Annotated in this window: 10 protein-coding genes; 8 read left to right on the forward strand and 2 right to left on the reverse strand. The window is 71.8% G+C overall.

From position 1 onward, the window contains the following. Positions 1–266: 266 nt before the first annotated feature. The 7 genes from DX914_RS17380 to DX914_RS17410 are packed head-to-tail and all read left to right on the forward strand — an operon-like array spanning position 267 to position 15,201. Positions 267–3,596, forward strand: coding sequence for a non-ribosomal peptide synthetase (locus DX914_RS17380; protein ID WP_115861073.1), 3,330 nt, complete (start codon positions 267–269; stop codon positions 3,594–3,596). Continuing rightward, a complete protein-coding gene (locus DX914_RS17385; RefSeq protein ID WP_115861075.1) occupies positions 3,589–6,933 on the forward strand; it encodes a non-ribosomal peptide synthetase in 3,345 nt (1,114 codons plus the stop codon). The genes DX914_RS17380 and DX914_RS17385 overlap by 8 nt, the downstream gene beginning before the upstream one ends. After that, positions 6,930–11,429, forward strand: a complete 4,500-nt coding sequence (locus DX914_RS17390; protein WP_115861077.1) for a non-ribosomal peptide synthetase — start codon at positions 6,930–6,932, stop codon at positions 11,427–11,429. Before DX914_RS17385 ends, DX914_RS17390 begins: the two co-directional genes overlap by 4 nt. Next, a complete protein-coding gene (locus tag DX914_RS17395; protein WP_158549385.1) occupies positions 11,426–12,760 on the forward strand; it encodes an MFS transporter in 1,335 nt (444 codons plus the stop codon). The genes DX914_RS17390 and DX914_RS17395 overlap by 4 nt, the downstream gene beginning before the upstream one ends. A 25-nt stretch (positions 12,761–12,785) precedes the next feature. Further along, a complete protein-coding gene (locus DX914_RS17400) occupies positions 12,786–12,995 on the forward strand; it encodes an MbtH family protein (protein ID WP_115861079.1) in 210 nt (69 codons plus the stop codon). Between the two features lie 24 nt (positions 12,996–13,019). Further along, positions 13,020–13,853 (forward strand): DUF6875 domain-containing protein, encoded by an 834-nt coding sequence (locus DX914_RS17405; RefSeq protein ID WP_115861081.1) that lies wholly within the window; start codon positions 13,020–13,022, stop codon positions 13,851–13,853. Continuing rightward, on the forward strand, positions 13,843–15,201 hold the full coding sequence (locus DX914_RS17410; protein ID WP_196778949.1) for an FAD-dependent oxidoreductase: 1,359 nt from the start codon (positions 13,843–13,845) through the stop codon (positions 15,199–15,201). The genes DX914_RS17405 and DX914_RS17410 overlap by 11 nt, the downstream gene beginning before the upstream one ends. A gap of 328 nt (positions 15,202–15,529) precedes the next feature. Here DX914_RS17410 and DX914_RS17415 read toward each other — a convergent pair whose 3' ends face one another. Then, the gene (locus DX914_RS17415) at positions 15,530–16,006 is read right to left on the reverse strand and encodes a DUF302 domain-containing protein (RefSeq protein ID WP_115861083.1); all 477 of its coding nucleotides are present in this window, start codon (positions 16,004–16,006) and stop codon (positions 15,530–15,532) included. A gap of 263 nt (positions 16,007–16,269) precedes the next feature. Further along, positions 16,270–16,749 carry a tRNA (cytidine(34)-2'-O)-methyltransferase gene (locus DX914_RS17420; RefSeq protein WP_115861085.1) on the reverse strand — a complete coding sequence of 160 codons (480 nt, stop codon included), beginning with the start codon at positions 16,747–16,749 and terminating at the stop codon, positions 16,270–16,272. A 199-nt stretch (positions 16,750–16,948) separates the two neighbouring features. Here DX914_RS17420 and DX914_RS17425 point away from each other — a divergent pair, with 199 nt between their 5' ends. Beyond that, entirely contained in the window at positions 16,949–19,825 is a 2,877-nt protein-coding gene (locus DX914_RS17425; RefSeq protein WP_115861087.1) for a M16 family metallopeptidase, read from the forward strand. Positions 19,826–20,076: the final 251 nt, after the last annotated feature.

Raw genomic sequence — 20,076 nt, forward strand, 5'->3', positions numbered from 1 at the left:
GGCCGCCCTGCAAACGATTTCCAGCACCGCCCGCACCGGCTTCCCCTGCCTGGGCACTGGACGTCCCGGCAACCGATGTGGTCCGCTTTCGCCCCCCGACCGCGTTATGTGGATAGGATACGGACAGGGGAACCACGGATGGAAAGCCAAGGATGAGCGCGAACCCGGTTCGCGTGCAAGAGCGTTGCCTTGGTTGTGCGCTAGGGATGCGCGGGGATGCCGACAGGATCCGGTCGGCCGGATGTTCGTAGTCAAGGAAGTCATGGATGAGTGACATCGATCAGCGCGTGGCGGAGCTGTCGCCTGCGAAACGTGAGCTGTTGCGTCAGCTGGCCGCACGCCAGCGCGGTGGCGCCCAGCGTATTCAGCCGCGTCCGCGCCCCGAGCGCGTGCCGCTGACCTTCGGCCAGCGCCGGCTGTGGTGGCTGCAGCGGCTGCAGCCGGACAACATCGCCTACAACCTGCCCGTCGGCCTGTGGCTGGACGGCGACGTGGACCGCGCCGCCTTGCGCGCGGCCCTGCAGGCGCTGATCGACCGGCACGAGCCGCTGCGCACGGTGTTCCTGGCCGAAGACGGCGAGCCGTATCAACACATACGCGCGCACGCGGAACTGCCGTGGCGCGAAACCGATGCCGGCGGCGACGCCGACGCGCTGCGCCAGGCGCGCGACGAGATGGCGCGCCCGTTCGCGCTGGACCGCGACGCGATGCTGCGCGCGACCCTGATCGCGGTGGGCGAACGGCGCCACCTGCTGCTGCTGAGTTTCCACCACATCGCCATCGACGGCTGGTCCACCGGTGGCCTGCTCGACGAACTGCAGCGCGGCTACGACGCGCTGCGCGCCGGCGCCGCGCCCGACATCGCGCCGCCGCTGCTGCAGGTGGCCGACGTGGCCCTGTGGCAGCACGAAACCTACGGCGGCGAAGGCCTGCAACCGCAGCTGGATTACTGGCGCGAACGCCTGGACGGCGCGGTGTCCAGCCTGGACCTGCCCGCCGATCGCGCGCGGCCGGCGCTGCAGGGTTTCCGCGGCGCGTTGCATCTGGGCGAAGTGCCGGCGCCGCTGTACGCGCGCCTGGAACAATTCGCGCGCGAACGTCAGGCCACCTTGTCGATGGTGTTCCTGGCCGCCTACCAGGCGCTGCTGTCGCGCTACAGCGGCCAGGACGACATCACCGTGGCCATGGGCGTGGCCGGCCGCGCGCGGGTGGAGCTGGAGCCGGTGATCGGCTTCTTCGTCAACACCCTGCCGCTGCGCACGCGCCTCGACGGCGATCCGAGTTTCGCCGACTTGCTGGCGCGCGTGCGCGAGCAGGTGCTGGGCGCGATGGAGCATGCCGAAGCGCCGTTGGACCGCGTGCTGGAAACGCTGCGGCTGCCGCGCTCGGCCAGCCACACCCCGTTCGCGCAGGCGATGTTCTTCTTCCAGAACTACCCGGCGCACACCCTGGCGATGCAGGGCCTGCAGCTGCGCCAGGAGCACTTGAACGCACTGTCGCCGGGCAGCGCGCAGGGCGACCTGAGCCTGTTCGTGAACCAGCACGGCGAACGCGAGCTGATGCTGGAATACAACACCGACCTGTTCGATGCCGCGCGCATCGAGCGGCTGTGCGGTCACCTGCTGCAACTGCTGGACGCGGCCACGGCTCGCCCCGATGCGCCGCTGGCGGAGCTGGCCTTGCTGACCGCCACCGAGCGCGAGGAACTGGCGCGCTGGAACGCGACCGCACGCGAGCTGCCGGCCGATCCCACCGTGGCCGCGCTGGTGCAGGCGCAGGTGCAGCGCTCGCCCGATGCGATCGCGCTGCGCCAGGGCGACCGCGCGCTGAGCTATCGCGAACTCGGCCGCCGCGCCAACCAGCTCGCGCACCGCCTGCGCGCGGCCGGCGTCGGCCGCGGCCAGCTCGTGGGCCTGTACGTCGAGCGCACGCCGGAGATGCTGATCGGCCTGCTGGCCATCCTCAAAGCCGGCGGCGCCTATGTGCCGCTGGACCCGACCTATCCGGCCGACCGCCTGGCCTACATGCTCGAGGCCTCCGACGCGCGCGTGCTGGTCACCCAGCGCGCGCTGGCGCAGCAGTTGCCGGCGCAGGTCGATCACGTGCTTTGCGCCGACGCCGACGAAGCGCTGGACGCCAGCGCCGAACACGCGCCCGACGGCGGTGCGCAGGCCGGCGATCCGGCCTATGTGATTTTCACGTCCGGTTCCACCGGCAAGCCCAAGGGCGTGGAAATCGCCCAGCGTTCGGCGGTGAACCTGCTGCGTTCGGTCGCGCGCGAGCCCGGCCTGGAAGCAGGGCAGACGCTGTGCGCGATCAGCACCCTGTCCTTCGACATCGCCCTGCTGGAACTGGTGCTGCCGCTGACCGTGGGCGCGACCATCCTGCTGGTGGACCGCGACACCGCGCGCGACGGCATGCGCCTGCGCCGCCTGGTCGACGGCGAAGCCATCGACGTGATGCAGGCCACCCCGGCGACCTGGCGCATGCTGCTGGAGCTGGATTGGGACGGTAAGCCGGGGATGAAGATCATCTCCACCGGCGAAGCGCTGCCGCGCGAACTCGCCGACCGCCTGCTGCCCTGCGGGCGCGAGCTGTGGAACCTGTACGGCCCCACCGAAACCACGGTGTATTCGGCGCTGTGCCGGGTCGAGGCCGGCAGCGGTCCGATCCTGGTCGGCAAGCCGGTGGACAACACCCAGATCCACATCGTCGACCGGCGCATGAATCTGCAGCCGGCGGGCGTGCCGGGCGAATTGCTGATCGGCGGCGACGGCTTGGCGATCGGCTACCGCGGCCGCCCCGATCTGACCGCGGAGAAGTTCATTCCCGATCCCTTCGGCGCATCGCCCGGCGGCCGCCTGTACCGCAGCGGCGACCTGGCGCTGTGGCGGCGCGACGGCACCATCGAGGTGATCGGCCGCATCGACCACCAGATCAAGCTGCGCGGTTTCCGCATCGAGCTGGGCGAGATCGAATCGGTGCTGGCCCAGCACCCGGCGGTGACCCAGGCGGTGGTGCATTGCCGCGAGGACCGGCCCGGCGACAAGCGCCTGGTCGCCTACGTCACCGTCGACGGCGACGCCACCGGCGCGGCGCTGCTGCGCGACCACCTGCGCGCGGCCCTGCCCGATTACATGGTGCCCAGCGCCTACGTGCTGCTGGAGCGCTTCCCGCTCACCCCCAACGGCAAGGTCGACCGCCGCGCGCTGCCGGCGCCGGAGGACGTGGCCCAGCGGGAGGACGGACCCGAGCACGCGCTCACGCCTGAGCAGCAGGCGTTGGCCGCGATCTGGCAGCAGCTGTTGGGCCCGCGCCGGATCGCGCGCGAGGACAACTTCTTCGATCTGGGCGGGCACTCGCTGTTGGCCACGCGCCTGCTCGCGCGCATCCAGCAGCAGTACGGCGTGGAGCTGCCGCTGCGCGCGCTGTTCGAGGCGCCCACGCTGGAGCGATTGGCCGAGCGCGTGGCCGAGGAGTGCGCGCTGCTGCCCGACGACGACCTGGAATCGCTGCTGCAAAGCCTGGAGCACCTGAGCGACGAGGAAGCCAGCGCGCGCCTGGCCGCCGCGCTGCCCGGAGGGGCGCATGGCTGAGTTGAACGAACGCCTGGCCGGCCTGTCGCCGGAGAAGCGTGCGCTGCTGCTGCAGCAGCTGGCGCGCAAGACGCCAGCGGCGCCGCGCGCCGAGATCGGCCGGCGGCCGCGTCCGGCGCGGATCCCGCTGTCGTTCGCGCAACAGCGTTTGTGGATCCTGGATCGGTTGGACCCGGGATCGGCCGCCTACAACGTGCCGACCTCGATGTGGCTGCAAGGCGAGATGGACGAAGCCGCCTTCGCGCGCGCGCTGGACGAGATCCTGCGCCGCCACGAAAGCCTGCGCACCGTGTTCGCCGCCGACGACGAAGGCCCGCACCAGCGCGTGCAGCCGCCGATGCCGATGCCGGTGCAGCACGAGGACCTGCGCCACCTGCCCGCGGCGCAGCGCCAGGACGCCGCGTTCGCGCTCGCCCGCAGCGAGGCCGCGCGACCGTTCGACCTGAGCCAGGGCCCGCTGCTGCGCGGCCTGCTGGTGCGGGTGGACGAGCAGCGCCGGCTGTTCACCCTCAACGCCCACCACATCGCCGTGGACGGCTGGTCGCTGGGCCTGCTGCACGAAGAGCTGCGCCAGCTCTATGCCGCCTACCGCAACGGCCGGCCCTCGCCGCTGCCCGAGCTGCCGGTGCAATACATCGACTACGCGCTGTGGCAGCGCGAGTTGCTGGAAGGCCCGACCTTGCGCACCCAGCTGGACTATTGGCAGCAGCGCCTGTCCGGCCGCCTGCCGGTGCTGGAACTGCCGGGCGACCGCCCGCGTCCGCCGGTGCAGAGCTACCGCGGCGACGTGCGGCGCAGCCGCCTGGACGCCGACACCTGGGACGCGATCAAGCGCCTGAGCCGGCAGGAGGGCGCCACGCCCTTCATGACCGTGCTCGCCGCCTACCAGACGCTGCTGATGCGCTACTCCGGCCAGCACGATCTGATCGTGGGCGTGGGCGTGGCCAACCGCCAGCGCGAGGAGCTGGAATCGCTGGCCGGCTTCTTCGTCAACACCCTGGCGCTGCGCAGCGACCTGTCGGGCGATCCGACCTTCCGCGAGCTGCTGGCGCAGGTGAAGGAACACACCCTGGGCGCGTACTCGCACCAGGACCTGCCGATCGAGCGCCTGCTGGAAGAACTGGAGCTGGACCGCGCGCTGAGCCACTCGCCGCTGTTCCAGACCATGCTGTTCTTCCAGAACTTCCCCGGCGGCGACACCGACCTGGACGGGCTGACCCTGTCGCCGGTGGACTTCGACACCGTCAATCCCGGCACCGCGCGCTGCGACCTGGCCCTGTTCGCCAGCGAGGAGCCCGGCGGCCTGGCCTTGTTCTTCGAATACGCCAGCGACCTGTTCGACGCGCAGACCGTGGACGCCTTCGCCGGTCACCTGCGGCAGCTGCTGCGCTCGATCGCCCAGGACCCCGGCCAGCGCCTGAGCGCGCTGGAGATCCTGCCGCCGGAGGAGCGCCGCCAGTTGCTGCACGGCTGGAACGACACCGCGCTGGACGCGCCGGTGGACACGCCGCTGCACGTGTTGTTCGAACGCCAGGCCGAACGCCGTCCCGACGCGGTGGCGGTGCAGGGCGATGGTCGAACCCTGAGCTACGCCGAACTCGATGCGCAGGCCGATGCCTTGGCGCGCGCGCTGGTCGCGCGCGGCGCCGGACCCGGCGACCTGATCGGCCTGTTCGTCGAGCGCAGCCCGCGCATGCTGGTCGGCCTGCTCGGCATCCTCAAGGCCGGCGCGGCCTACGTGCCCATGGACCCGGGCTACCCGGCCGAGCGCCTGGGCTACATGCTGGAAGACGCGCAGGCGCGGCTGATCGTCAGCGAAGGCGCGCTGCAGGCGCAGCTGCCGCGCAACGATTGCGAGGTGCTGCTGCTGGACGCGCTGGACCTGGGCGCGCGCGGCGAGCGCGTGGCCAACCGCGCCGGGCCGGAAGACCTGGCCTACGTGATCTTCACCTCCGGCTCCACCGGGCGGCCCAAGGGCGTGCAGATCCCGCACCGCGCGGCGGTGAATTTCCTGGCCGCGGTCGCGCGTGAGCCCGGCATGGACGAGCACGACACCGTCTGCGCGGTGACCACGCTGTCGTTCGACATCGCGGTGCTGGAACTGCTGCTGCCGTTGAGCGTGGGCGCGCGCATCGCCCTGGCCGATCGCGCCACCGCCGCCGATGGCGCCGCGCTGTCGCGCTTGATCGACGCCTGCGGCGCCAGCGTGATGCAGGCCACCCCGGCGACCTGGCGCATGCTCCTGGACGCGGGCTGGCACGGCCGCGCCGGCCTGCGCATCCTGTGCGGCGGCGAAGCGCTCAGCCGCGAACTCGCCGATCGTTTGCTCGATGCCGGCGCGCAGCTGTGGAATCTCTACGGCCCCACCGAAACCACGGTGTGGTCGGCGGTGGAGCGGGTGCTGCCCGGCAGCGAGCCGATCAGCATCGGCCGGCCGCTGGCGAATACCGAAATCCACCTGGTCGACACGCGCGGCCGCCTGCTGCCGGTCGGCGTGCCGGGCGAGCTGCTGATCGGCGGCCTGGGCGTGGCCCGCGGCTATCTGGCGCGGCCGGAGCTGACCGCCGAGAAGTTCATGCCCGACCTGTACGGCCCGCGCCCCGGCGCGCGCCTGTACCGCACTGGCGACCTGGCGCGGCGCCGCCGCGACGGTCGCATCGAAGTGCTGGGCCGCATCGACCACCAGGTCAAGCTGCGCGGTTTCCGCATCGAACTGGGCGAGATCGAATCGGTGCTGGCCGCGCACCCGCAGGTGCGCCAGGCCGTGGTGATCTGCCGCGAGGACCGCCCGGGCGACAAGCGCCTGGTGGCCTACGTACTGGCCGACGGCGGCATCGACGCCGCCGAACTGCGCGCGTTCGCGCGCCAGCGCCTGCCCGACTACATGCTGCCCTCGGCCGTGGTCGCGCTGGCGCAGTACCCGCTCACGCCCAACGGCAAGGTCGATCGTAAGGCGCTGCCCGCGCCCGAGGCCGGCGCCGCCGAAGCGCAGGCCTACGTCGCCCCGCGCAACGGCGAGGAAGAGACGCTGGCGCGGCTGTGGGCCGAGGTGCTGGGCCTGGAGCGGGTCGGCATCCACGACGATTTCTTCGACCTGGGCGGGCACTCGCTGCTGGCCACGCAATTGGTCGCGCGCGTGCAGAAAGCCTTCGGCGGCGAGATCGCCTTGCGCACGCTGTTCGAGGCGCCGACCGTGGCCGGCTTCGCCGAGCTGCTGTTGCGCCAGCGCATGGACGGCGTCGACGCCGACGCACTGGCCGGCATGCTGGACCAGTTGGAGGGCCTGTCCGACGAGGACATCGCCTTGTTGCTGGCCGGCGAAGGAGCCACGCCATGAGCGGCGGCGACGAGCGCGCCGCCGGCGCGATGGCCGAGCGTTTGGCGCGGCTGAGCCCGCAGCAGCGCGAACTGCTGCGCCGCCGCCTGGCCGCACAGGACACCGAAACGGCGCCGGCCGGCATCGTCCGCCGCGCCGATCCCGCGCAGCCGCTGCCGCTGTCGCCGGCACAGCAGCGCATGTGGTTTTTCGAGCGCCTGCAGCCCGGCACCGGCGCCTACCACGTCTACAGCCACTACGTGCTGCGCGGCGCGCTCGATGCCGACGCGCTGCAGCGCGCCCTGGCCGAAGTGGTGCAGCGCCACGAAGCGCTGCGCACCGGCTTCAGCGAAACCGGCGGCGAACCGCAGCAGACCGTCGCCGCGCAGGTGGACCTGCCGCTGCCGCTGATCGACCTGCGCGCGCTGGAACCGCTGGAGCGCGAGGCGCAGGCGCGGCGCTACGCCCAGGACGACGCCGGGCGCCCGTTCGACCTCGCCCGCCCGCCGCTGCTGCGCGCGAGCCTGGTGCGGCTGGAGGACGAAGAGCATCTGCTGCTGGTGACCATGCACCACATCGTCTCCGACGCCTGGTCGCGCGGCCTGTTCCTGGACGAAGTCGCGCGCTGCTACGAAGCGCAGCTGGACGGCGTGCCCTCGGGCCTGCCGGAACTGCGCGTGCACTACGGCGACGCGGTGCTGTGGCAACGCGAAGACGCGCAGCTGCAGCGCGAGACCGCGCAGCTGGACTACTGGGTGCGCACCCTGGCAGGCGCCAACGGCCTGCTCGACCTGCCCACCGACCGGCCGCGCAATCCGTCGCCGACCGGCCGCGGCGGCCGCCACCATCTGCGCATTCCGCTCAGCGTGGCCGCCGGCCTGGCCGACCTGGCCCGGCGCGAGCACGCGACCTTGTTCATGGCCTTGCTGGCCGCGTTCCAGACCCTGCTGTCGCGGCACAGCGGCCAGGACGACATCGTGGTCGGATCGCCGGTGGCCAACCGCGGCGACGACGGCGTGGCGCCCATGGTCGGCCTGTTCGTCAACACCCTGCCGTTGCGCGGCGACCTGTCCGGCGATCCCAGCTTCCGCGAGCTGCTGGTGCGCACACGCGCCCACTGCCTGGACGCGTTCGAACATGCGCAGGTGCCGCTGGAACGGGTGATCGACCGCCTGCAGCTGGAGCGCGTGCCCGGCCGCACGCCGCTGTTCCAGAGCTTGTTCGTGATGCAGAACGCGGTGTCGGCGCCGCCGTCGCTGCGCGGCCTGACCGCCGAATGGCGCGAACCCGACGTGCACACCGCGCGCTTCGAACTGACCCTGTCGCTGGGCGCTTGCGAGGCCGGCCTGGACGGCGTGCTCGACTACGACAGCGACCTGTACGACGCGGCCAGCATGGCGCGCCTGGCCGACCAGTACGGCGTGCTGCTGCTGCGCGTGCTCGCCGATCCCGATCTGCCGCTGTCGCAGCTGTCCACGCTGGATCTGGACGCGGTGCACGAGGTGCTGGCGCTGGGCGACGGCGGTCCGGCGCCCGACGCGCCAGAACCGACCCTGCACGCGCTGTTCCAGGCGCAAGCGCTGCGCACGCCCGACGCGGTGGCCATCGTCGAGCCCGGCCGCGAGCTGAGCTATCGCGAACTGCGCCGCCGCGTGAACGGCGTGGCCCAACGCTTGCGCGCATTGGGCACCGGCGCGGAAACGCGCGTGGCGGTGTTGGCCGACCGCTCGGCCGAAGCGCTGATCGGCGTGCTCGGCGTGCTCGCCGCCGGCGGCGCCTACGTGCCCATCGATCCGGCGCATCCGGACGAGCGCATCGCCTACCTGCTGAGCGACGCGCAGGCGTTGGCCCTGGTCACGCCGCCGGCCCTGGTCGCGCGCGCCGACGCCGTCGCCGGCGCCTTGCCCTGCGTGATCACCGACAGCGTGCCGCCGGCCGAACAGGCGCCGGCCGACGTCGCCGACGCCGGCCACGCCGCCTACGTGATCTACACCTCCGGCTCCACCGGCGCGCCCAAGGGCGTGGCGGTGGAGCACCGCGGCGCGGTCAATCTGACCCTGGGCTTCCTGGCGCGCCACGATTTCGTCGCGCAACGCCTGCTGATGATCCCGCCGTTGATCTTCGACGCCTCGGTCGGCGACGTGTTCCCGGCGCTGGCCAGCGGCTCGGCTCTGGTGCTGCATCCGGCGCCGCAGGAGCTGGGGCCTTACGAGCTGGAAGCGTTCTGCCGCGACTACGGCGTGACCGCCATCGATGCGCCCGCCGCGCTGTGGCGGCGTTGGTCGGAAGGCTGGTTCGCCGCCCAGCGCGCGCGCCCGCTGCTGCCGGCGCTGCGGCTGATGATGATCGGCGGCGAGAGCGTGCCGTTGGAACAGGTGCGCCGCTTCGCCGCGGTCACCGGCGGCCGCGTCGCCCTGGTCAACCATTACGGCCCCACCGAAACCTCGGTCTGCGCCAGCGTGCTCAGCACTCGCGACGGCGGCGAGTTCGAAGGCCTGGAGCTGCCGATCGGCACGCCGCTGCCGGGCGTGCGCATGTACGTGCTCGACGCGCAGCTGCAACTGCTGCCGCGCGGCGTGGTCGGCGAGCTGTGCATCGGCGGCGCCGGCATCGCCCGCGGCTATCTCAACCGGGACGCGCAGACCGCCGCCGCCTTCGTGCCCGACCCGCACAGCGACGCGCCCGGCGCGCGCCTGTACCGCACCGGCGACCTGGCGCGCTGGAACACCGACGGCACCCTGCAGTTCCTCGGCCGCCGCGACCAGCAGGTCAAGCTGCGCGGCGTGCGCATCGAACTGGGCGAAATCGAAACCGCACTGGCCGCGCATCCGCAGGTGCAGGCCGCAGCCGCGGCGCTGCGCGAGGATCGCCCCGGCGACAAGCGCCTGGTCGCCTACGTGGTCGCCGAATCCGCGCTGGACCCGCTGGAGCTGCGCGACTTCCTCGCCCGCCGCCTGCCCGACGCGATGCTGCCGTCGTTGTTCGTGCCGCTGCCGGCCTTGCCCTTGAACCGCAACGGCAAGGTCGACCGCCATGCGCTGCCCGCACCGGCGGCCTCGGCCGCGCCGGCGCGGCGCCTGCAGGAGCCGGCCAGCGACACCGAACGCGGCGTGCTCGCGGTCTGGCGCGAGGTGCTGGGCCGCGAGGACATCGGCACCGACGAAGATTTCTTCGCCCTGGGCGGCGACTCGCTGGCCACGCTGCCGCTGGCGTTCAAGCTGCACGCGGCCTTCGGCGTGGAACTGCCGCTGTCGGCGGTGTTCGCCGCGCCCACGGTGGCCGGGCTGGCGCGTGCGATCGACGCGCGCCTGGCCGGCGACGGCGGCGCGCGCCTGGATTTGCACGCGCGCGCGGCGCTGCCGGAGGACATCGACCCGCGCGGCGCGCTGCCGCCGGCCTCGCGCGCGCAACCGGCCTCGGTGCTGATCACCGGCGCCACCGGCTTCCTCGGGGCCTATCTGGTGCGCGAACTGCTCGACGCCAGCCAGGCCGAACTGCTGTGCCTGGTGCGCGCCGACAGCGACGCCGAAGGCCTGCGCCGCATCCGCGCCAACCTGGACAGCTACGAGCTGTGGCGGCCCGGCGACGAGCAGCGCATCGTGCCGGTGCGCGGCGACCTGGCCGAACCGCGCCTGGGTCTGGACGAAGACGCCTTCGACGCCCTGGCCAGCCGCGCCGAAGCGGTGTTCCACAACGGCGGCCAGGTCAACTTCCTCGCGCCCTACGAACGCCTGGAAGCGGCCAACGTGCACGGCACCATCGAAGTGCTGCGCCTGGCCGCGAGGGCCCGGGTCAAGCCGGTGCACCTGGTCTCGACCCTGGGCGTGTACCTGACCGAGCGCCACCTGGACCGGGTGGTGCGCGAATCCGATCCGCCGCCCGATGCCGACGGCCAGTACGGCGGCTACAACCAGAGCAAGTGGGTCGGCGAGCAACTGGCGCTGGCCGCGCGCGCGCGCGGCCTGCCGGTGACGATCTACCGCCCCGCGCGCATCACCGGCGACAGCCGCCTGGGCACCAGCAACGTCGGCGACTACTTCAACGCCTGGATCCGCGGCTGCGTGCAATTGGGTTACGCCCCGCACCTGCCCGAAGAATCCTTCGACATGGCGCCGGTGGACTATGTCGGCCGCGCGATCGTGCGCCTGGCTTTGGGCGCGAGCGACGGCAACGGCCAGTACCACTTCTACAACCCGCAGCGGCTGCCGATCAACGAGGCGGTGGAGGTGATGCGCGACGCCGGCCTGGCGGTGGAGTCGATCGACTACCACGCCTGGCGCAAGCGCCTGCAGGAGGTGGCGGCGGTATCGCGCGAGAACGCGCTGGCGCCGTTCGCCGGCCTGTTCCCCGAGCAGCCCGACGCGCGCGAGCCGCGTTTCGACTGCAGCGCCACCGCGGCCGCGGCCGCCGCCTACGGTTTGTCGTGCCCGCCCGCCGACCGCGTCCTGTTCGCGACCTACCTGGATTTCCTGCGCAACCGCGGCGCGCTGCCGATGCCGGTGGAGGAGGAGGCGTGAGCCGTTACGCCGGCCTGCGCGATTTCCTGCTGGTCTGGACCGGGCAACTGGTCTCGGGCGTGGGCTCGCGCCTGACCTCGTTCGCGCTCGGCATCTGGGTCTACCAGACCACCGGTTCGACCACGCGCTTCGCCCTGATCTTCGTCGCCATGGCGGTACCGGCGCTGCTGATCTCGCCGATCGCCGGGGCCTTGGTCGACCGCTGGGACCGGCGCCGCACCATGATCGCCTGCGAGCTGGTGTCGGCCGCGACCATGCTGGCGCTGGCCGCGCTGTACGCGACCGACACGCTGTCGCTGTGGCACGTCTACGCCGGCGTCGGCATCTCGGCCCTGGCCAACGCCTTCCTGCAACCGGCCTACGCGGCTAGCGTGCCGCTGCTGGCCAGCCAGGATCAGCTCACCCGCGTCAACGGCCTGGTCCAGACCGGTTTCGCCGTGGCCCAGGTCGGCGGTCCGCTGCTGGCCGGCGTGCTGGTCAGCGCGATCTCGATGCAGGGCGTGTTGCTGGTGGACGCGCTGACCTTCGTGGCCGGCGCGATCGCGCTGTGGCTGGCGCGGGTGCCGCGCCCGGCGCGCAGCGAACACAGCGAGGAACAGGGGCTGTGGCAGGAAGCGGCCACCGGCCTGCGCTACGTGCGCGACCGCCCCGGCCTGTACGGCCTGCTCAGCGTATTCGGCGCCACCAACTTCCTGTTCGGCATCGCCAGCATCGCGATCACCCCGCTGGTGCTGTCCTTCGCCAATGCCGCGCAACTGGGCGTGCAGATGGCGGTGGGCGGCTGCGGCCTGCTGCTGGGCGGCGTGCTGATGAGCACCTGGGGCGGCCCGCGCCGGCGCATCCACGGCGTGCTCGGCTATTCGCTGGCGGCCGGCGTGCTGCTGGCCGTGCATGGCCTGGCGCCCTCGTTCGCGCTGGTGCTGGTGGCCGGTTTCGGCTTCTTCCTGACGTTACCCATACTCAACGCCAGCAATGCCGCGCTGTGGCAGAGCAAGGTGCCGGCCGATCTGCAGGGCCGTTGTTTCGCGATCCAGCGCGTGCTGTCGGAAGCGGCCATGCCGCTGGGCTACTGCCTGGCCGGCCCGCTGGCCGAACGCGTGTTCGAACCGCTGATGGCGCCCGGCGGCGCGCTGGCCGCCACGGCCGGCGCGTGGATCGGCGTCGGCCCCGGCCGCGGCCTGGGCCTGATGTTCATCGTGCTTGGTGTCCTGATGACGCTGGTCGCGGCGTGCGCCTATGGCGTGCGCGCGATCCGCCGCATCGAGGACGAACTGCCCGACGCGCCGGTGCTGGCGGCGGGCGCCGCGGCGGAGGCACGCGCCGCGGCTTGATCTGGGTGTTTCAGAAGGAGGCGTCATGCAAGGAGAAGAGACGGATCTCGGCAGGTACCGCGTGCTGGTCAATCATGAAGACCAGTACTCGATCCTGCCGGCGGCATATGCAGTCCCCGAGGGCTGGCGCGACGCCGGCTTCGAGGGCTCGAAGGACGATTGCCTGGGCCACATCCGCGACCGCTGGACCGACATGCGCCCGCTCAGCGTGCGCGATACCGGTCATGGCGGCTAGGCCGGGCACAAGGAGCAAGCAGCGATGAGCGCAGACCACGATTCCCTGCAACTGCCCGACCCGGACGCGGCGATGATGGCCGCGCGCGCGCAGCTGGTGAGCGCCGGCCCGGCGGCGCGCGGCCAGCTGTTGCGCGCTTCCGACGTCGTGCGCGAGCAACCGGCGCATGCGCCGCTGCCGGTCACGGTGGCCTGGGTGCGCGAGTTTCTCGCCCGCCCGCATCCCGAGCTGGGGCGCAGCGGGCCGGTGTGTCCGTTCACGCCGCTGGCGCTGGACCTGGACACGATCTGGCTGAGCGAAGTCGCCGACGCCGAGTTGGACATGGGCCGCATCGGCGAGCTGGTCGCGCACTACCGCGACCTGTTCCTGGAGCTGGAGCCGCGCAGCGGCGGCGCGGCGATCAACAAGGCGATCCTGCTGGTGTTCCCCAACCTGGGCAGCGACGGCGCGGCGCTGATCGACGCGATCCAGGCCGCGCAGAAGGGCGGCTTCGTCGAGCAGGGCCTGATGCTGGGCGAGTTCCACGCCCACAACCTCAGCCCCGGCCTGCGCAATCCGCAGTTCCTGCCGCTGCGCAGCCCGGTGCCGATGCTGGCGATCCGGCACATGGTCGAATCCGACCTGCCGTTCCTGCGCCGCGACAGCGATCCGGCGGACGTGCGCGCGGCCTTCCTGCGCTCCTACCTGCGCCGGCTCGGTCCGAACCTGCGCCGCAACAACTTCGAGCAGGCGATCGAGGCGCTGGTGCAGGCCGAACTCGAACAGCGCCTGGCCGCGGCGGCCGACGACGGCGCGCGCCGCAGCGACACGCGCAGCGCGCGCCCCGCACGCACGACGGTGGCCGACGATGCCGGTTGAGGCCGTCGCCATCGACGCTAGCGCGCCCGCGCCGCGCATCGCCGTGGTCGGCGGCGGCCTGGCCGGCGCGCTGCTGGCGCTGCGCCTGGCCGCGCAGGGCCACGGCGTGGACGTGTACGAGCGCCGCTCCGATCCGCGCCTGGGCGGCGCCGACAGCGGCCGCTCGATCAACCTGGGTCTGTCCAAGCGCGGCATCCACGCACTGACCGAAGCGGGCCTGATCGGCGAAGTCATGGCCATGACCGTGACCATGGCCGGCCGGGTGATCCACGCGCCCGACGGCAGCACCCGCTTCCAGCCTTACGGCAAGGACCGCGGCGAAGTGTTGCACTCCATCGACCGCAACGAGCTCAACCAGCTGCTGCTGGACCGCGCCGAAGCGCATCCGCAGGTGCGCCTGCATTTCGGCCATCGTCTGGTCGGCGCGGACAAGGCCCGGCGCACCCTGGAATTCGAAACCCGCGACGGCGCGCGCGTGCAGGCGCAGGCCGCCTGGGTGGTGGGCGCCGACGGCGCGTTCTCGCGCGCGCGCCGCGAACTGCAGCGCGGCGAGCGCGCCGACTACCACCAGGAATACCTGGAGTGGGGCTACAAGGAACTCACCCTCAAGCCGCTGGCCGACGGCCGCTCGGCGATCGAGCTGGAAGCGCTGCACGTGTGGCCGCGCAGCCACGGCCTGTTCGTCTCGCATCCCAACCGTGACGGCTCGCACACGCTGACCCTGTTCCTGCCGTTCGAGGGCCCGGACAGCTTCGCCACCACGCGCAGCGAGGACGAGGTGCGCGCGCTGTTCGCCAAGTACTTCCCCGACCTGGTGCCGCTGCTGCCGCAGCTGGTCGAGGAATGGATGGCGCATCCGGTGGGCGCGTTGATCACCACGCGCACCGCGCCCTGGAGCCGCAGCGACTGGATGGTGCTGGTGGGCGATGCCTGCCACGCCGTGTATCCGTTCTACGGCCAAGGCATGAATTCGGCCTTCGAGGATTGCTCGGCGCTGATGGCCGCGCTGGCGCGGCATCCGCAGGACCGCGCCGCCGCCTTCGCCGACTACGAACGCTCGCGCCGCCCGCACACCGACACCCTGGCCGAGCTGTCCAAGGCCAACTTCGTCGAACTGCGGCAGAAGGTGCAGTCGCCCTGGTTTCTCGCGCGCAAGCGCCTGGACGTGGCGCTGAACCGGCTGCTGCCGCGCGCCTGGCTGCCGCTGTACACCATGATCGCGCATACCACCATGCCTTACGGCGACGCCTTGGCGCGCGCGCAGCGGCAGGAACGCATCCTGGTCGGCGCGGGCGTGGGCGCGCTGGCCGTGGTCGGCTTAGGGGCGTGGCTGGTGCTGGCGGTCTAGCGCCGCGGGGGCGGCGGGTCGCATTCGCGGCGCAGTTCATCGCGCAGGCATTGCGGCCGCGCCGCCCACCCTCTCCACATCACCGCGGCCGCACGCGCACCCCCCGCTGCGCGTCACCGCGACCGCAGACGCATCCCCTCTGTGCATCACCGCGGCCGCAGACGCATCCCCCTCTGCGCATCCCCAATCCCCATCCCCGTCATTCCGGCGAAAGCCGGAACCCATTTTGACTTTCGCCGCCCGATCCCCGTAACGGTCGTTGCGCGCGCAGCAGCCCCGCTTCCCGCCGCCATCGGCACGACCAGCACAGCGCGCAGCGACCCTCCTTCTAGCCCGTGCGCCGCGCCGGCGGCGCGGCGCTGCGTTCGTGCACCGTCACGTCGGGCGAGGCCGCGGCCTGGACCAGGCTGCGCAAGGTCTCGCTCATCGCCAGGCCCATGTCGCGCACCGGACCGTCCAGGCCGTGGCGCTGGATCAGCCAGTCCAGGTCCAGCGTGCCCAGGCGGGTGCCGCCCTCTTGGTCGCGCCAGGCCAGCGCCTTCATCGGCACGTCGATGGCCAGACTGGGGCGCTCCAGCATGGCCACGGTGGAGCTGAGCGGATTGCCCAGCAGCAGCAACTGGGTCGGCGGCATATACAGGCCGCGTTCGCCGGCCAGGCGGGCGTGGTCGATGCGCGCGTAGACGTGCAGGCCGCGCGGCTCCGCCAGCGCGGCCAGGCGGTCCAGGGTCAGGGACACGGAATAGTGGCTGCGCAGCACGGTCATGCCGGTGGGCGCGGCGAAGTAGGACACGGTTTGCTTCATCAGGCGGGTTCTCGGCAGCGTCGGTACGTCCGGCCGGTCGTGCGGCGGGCGGGCCGCTGTCGTGCGCGGCCGCCCCGCAGCGGCTGGGGCTGGCGGTGCGGGCGATGCCTGCCGCGGCGAAGGCCCGGCCGGCCCTCCCTGTCCGTCATTGATAGAGATCGCGACGCTACGGCGGAAGCGGACGCGCACCGCGGGCCTCGCGGAAAGGCGACGAATGTCTGCGAAACTGCATCTATCTTGCCGGCTAGACCGCGGCGGACCACTCACTCTCCGCCTGCGAAACCCGCTTGCCGCCAGGCCTCGAACACCACCACCGCCACCGCGTTGGACAGGTTCAGGCTGCGGTTGTGCGGCCGCATCGGCAGGCGCAGGCGCTGCGGCTCCGGCACCGAGGCCAGCACGTCCTCGGGCAGACCGCGGGTCTCCGGACCGAACAAAAAGGCGTCGCCGGCACGGTAATCCGGGCGGTCGTGGCGCGTGCGCCCGCGCGTGCTCAGCGCGAACAGCCGCGGCGGCGCGCCCTGGTCCTGGGCGATCGCGGCCAGCGCCGCGTCCAGGCTGTCGTGCACGCGCAGGCTGGCGTACTCGTGGTAATCCAGGCCCGCGCGCTTGAGCTGCTTGTCTTCCAGGGCGAAGCCCAGCGGCGCGATCAGGTGCAGGCGTGCGCCGGTGTTGGCGCACAGCCGGATCGCGTTGCCGGTGTTGGGCGGGATCTCGGGTTGGTAGAGGATGACGTCGAACATGCCGCCATTATGGGCGGCCGCGCCCCGGCCGGGCTGGCACCAAAAGTACGCAACGCAAGCGCGGGGCGCCCCCCTACCTAACTTGTGGCCTAGTGCCGGCAGGGCCGGGCGGCGACTAGGATGCCCCTTCGCCCGCGCGGCGCCGCTGGAGGCGGCGGCCGCGCTTTCGTCCGTTCCGCCGTTCCTGGAGCTTCGCCCTATGTCCTCTTCGTTGCCGACCTCGCGCGCCCGTCCGCGCGCCGCCGCTCTCGCCCTGGCCCTGGCCGCCGCCCTCGGCGCCGGTGCCGCCGCGGTGCCCGCCTACGCCGCCGGCGCGTCCGCCGAGGTCTCGATTCCCTACGAAGAGTTCACCCTGCCCAACGGCCTGCGCGTGATCGTGCACACCGACCGCAAGGCGCCGATCGTCGCGGTCAACCTGTGGTACCACGTGGGCAGCAAGAACGAGCAGCCCGGCCGCACCGGCTTCGCCCACCTGTTCGAACACCTGATGTTCCAGGGCTCGGAAAACCACCACGGCGAATTTTTCGCTCCGTTCGAACTGGTCGGCGTGACCGACCAGAACGGCACCACCAATCAGGACCGCACCAACTACTTCCAGAACGTGCCCACCACCGCGCTGGACATGGCGCTGTGGATGGAGTCCGACCGCATGGGCCACCTGCTCGGCGCGATCGACCAGAAGACCCTGGACGAGCAGCGCGGCGTGGTCCAGAACGAGAAGCGCCAGGGCGAGAACCAGCCCTACGGCCGCCGCATCAACGCCAAGATGTTCGAGGCCCTGTACCCGGCCGGCCACCCCTACCACTGGCAGACCATCGGTTCGATGGCCGACCTGGACGCGGCCTCGCTGGACGACGTGAAGACCTGGTTCAAGAGCTGGTACGGCCCCAATAACGCGGTGCTGGTGCTGGCCGGCGACATCGACGCCAAGACCGCCAAGGAAAAGGCGCTGCGCTACTTCGGCGACATCCCCGCCAGCGCCACGCTCAAGGACATGGCGACCAATATTCCCAAGCGCACCCAGGACACGCGCGAGATCGTGCCCGACCGCGTGCCGCAGGTGCGCATCTACCGCGCCTGGCCGGTGGCCGAGAACGGCAGCAAGGATTCGACCCTGCTGACCCTGCTCAGCCAGGTGCTGGGCGGCAGCGCGTCCTCGCGCCTGGACACGCGCCTGGTGCATCAGGACAAGCTCGCCGACAGCGTCGGCACCTCGGTGTGGAACAGCGAGATCAGCGGCACCTTCTTCATCACCACCACGGTCAAGGAGGGCGTGGACCCGGCCAAGGTCGAGGCCATCGTCGACGAGGAACTGCAGCGTCTGCTCAAGGACGGCCCGACCGCGCAGGAGCTGGAGCAGGCCAAGACCGCGATCCGCGCCGACTTCGTGCGTGGCGTGGAACGCATCGGCGGTTTCGGCGGCAAGTCCGACGTGCTGGCCGAGTGCGCGGTGTACAGCGGCAAGCCCGACTGCTACCGCGAGGAACTGGCCACGCTCAAGGCCGCCACGCCGGCCAGCGTGCGCGATGCCGGTCGCCGCTGGCTGGGCGTGGGCTCGCACACCCTCACCGTCCAGCCCAGCGACAAGCCCGCGTCCTCGCTGCCGGAAACCGCGCAGGCCGCGCCGGCGTCCAAGCCCGCCGCGGTGCCGGCGGCCGATCCCAAGTTCAAGACGGTCAAGTCCGACGTCGACCGCAGCGCCGGCGTGCCCAAGACCGCCAGCTTCCCGGCGCTAAGCTTCCCCACGCCGCAGCGCGGCAAACTGTCCAACGGCATGGAAGTGGTGCTGGTCGAGCGCCACGAGATTCCGGTGGTGCAGCTGCTGATGGAATTCCCCGGCGGCTACACCGCCGACCAGGGCCGCAAGCTCGGCACCGCCAGCTTCGCCATGTCGATGCTGGACGAGGGCGCCGGCGACTACGGCGCGCTGCAGCTGGCCGCGCGCAAGGAGGCGCTGGGCGCCGAACTCGGCGCCGGCGCCAGCCTGGACAGCGCCTCGATCAGCCTGTCGGCGCTGACCGACAAGCTCGAGCCCTCGCTGGATCTGTTCGCCGACGTGGTCCGCCGCCCGCGCTTCGACGCGGCCGAGATCGAGCGCGTGCGCGCGACCTGGCTGGCCGGCATCAAGCAGGAGAAGGCGCGTCCGCAGACCGCCGCGCTGCGCGTGCTGCCGCCGCTGCTGTACGGCGCGGGCCATCCCTATGCGATTCCGTTCACCGGCAGCGGCACCGAGGCCTCGGTGGCTGCGCTGACCCGCGACGACCTGGTCGCTTTCCACCGCGACTGGCTGCAGCCGGACAAGGTGCGCATCGTCGTGGTCGGCGACACCACGCTGAAGGCCATCGTGCCGCAGCTGGAAAAGCGCTTCGGCGACTGGAAGCCAGCCGCCAACGCGCCGGCGCTGCCGGCCGTGGCCGACGCACCCGCGCGCACCGCGCCGCGCGTGTTCCTGGTCGACCAGCCCGGCGCGATCCAGTCCAACATCTACGTCGGCCAGGTGGTGCCGCCCACCGCCAGCGCCGGTTCGATCGATTTCGATTTCGCCAACGGCGTGCTCGGCGGCGAGTTCAGCTCGCGCCTCAACATGAACCTGCGCGAGGACAAGCACTGGGCCTACGGTTCCTACAGCGGCGCCAGCAACACCAAGGGCCAGCGCCCGTGGATCGCCTCGGCCGCGGTGCAGAGCGACAAGACCGTGGATTCGATCAAGGAGCTCAAGCGCGAAATCGCCGAGTTCACCAGCGGCCAGAAGCCGATCACCGACGCCGAAGTGACCAAGATCCGCGCCAGCAACACCCTGAGCCTGCCCGGCGCCTACGAAACCGGCGCCGCGGTGCTGGGCCAGGTCGCCGGCAACCTGCGCTACGGCCGCCCGGACGATTACATCGTGCAGTACAAGGCGCGCAACGACGCCATGACCCCGGCGCTGGCGCAGGCCGCGGCCAAGACCATCGAGCCCCAGGCCGCGACCTGGGTGGTGGTGGGCGACCTGTCCAAGATCGAACAGCCGATCCGCGACCTGCAGCTGGGCGAGGTGCAGGTGGTCGACGCCGACGGCAAGCCGGTGAAGAAGTAGGCGCCGTGCGCACGTAGCCTTCGGCCATAGGGCGAGGGCTACGTGCGCGGTTCCGCACCACGAGCCCGCAAGGATGTCAGCGCCGTGCCTTGGGATAGGAGCCGCGACCGCGGATATCCGCTTACGACGGACCTCATGATGCCCCCTGTAGGAGCTGCGTGAGCTGCGACCGCGAATCCGCAATGACGACGAAAACCTCGGTCTGTGGAGGGACTAGCTTTCTGTGGGAGCGGCGTGAGCCGCGATCTTCT

This window comes from Lysobacter silvisoli, assembly GCF_003382365.1.
Classification (GTDB): domain Bacteria; phylum Pseudomonadota; class Gammaproteobacteria; order Xanthomonadales; family Xanthomonadaceae; genus Lysobacter; species Lysobacter silvisoli.